Origin of the sequence: Aeromonas sp. Prich7-2, from assembly GCF_017939255.1 — a bacterium.
In the GTDB taxonomy this organism is placed as follows: domain Bacteria; phylum Pseudomonadota; class Gammaproteobacteria; order Enterobacterales; family Aeromonadaceae; genus Aeromonas; species Aeromonas caviae.
The window spans coordinates 1-327 of sequence record NZ_JAGKRI010000110.1 but is presented as its reverse complement, the minus strand read 5'-3'; the positions used below and the strand labels follow the sequence as shown (position 1 = coordinate 327).

The window sequence follows — 327 nt, the reverse complement described above, 5'->3', positions numbered from 1 at the left end:
AAACGCCTCATCAACACTGTACACCTCGACAGTTGGCACCATGCCTTCCAGCGTGGTCATTACGCGCTGTGACATATCACCATAGAGGGCGTAGTTGCTCGAGAACCAAACACCGCCTACGGCCTCGAAGAACTGACGGATCTGGAAGTAGGGAACACCCATCTTGATGCCAAGCGCCTTGGCTTCTGCCGAGCGAGCCACAACGCAGCCGTCGTTGTTCGATAGCACCACGATCGGGCGCCCCTTGAGGTCTGGCCTAAACAGGCGCTCGCAGGACGCATAGAAGTTGTTCACATCGACGAGGGCAATGGCGTTGGGCATGGTTTA

Annotated in this window: 1 pseudogene; it reads right to left on the bottom strand. The window is 56.6% G+C overall.

The annotated features are described in order from the left end of the window. A pseudogene (locus tag J9892_RS15590) lies at positions 1-321 on the bottom strand (protein UmuC); the annotation flags it as partial. Positions 322-327: the final 6 nt, after the last annotated feature.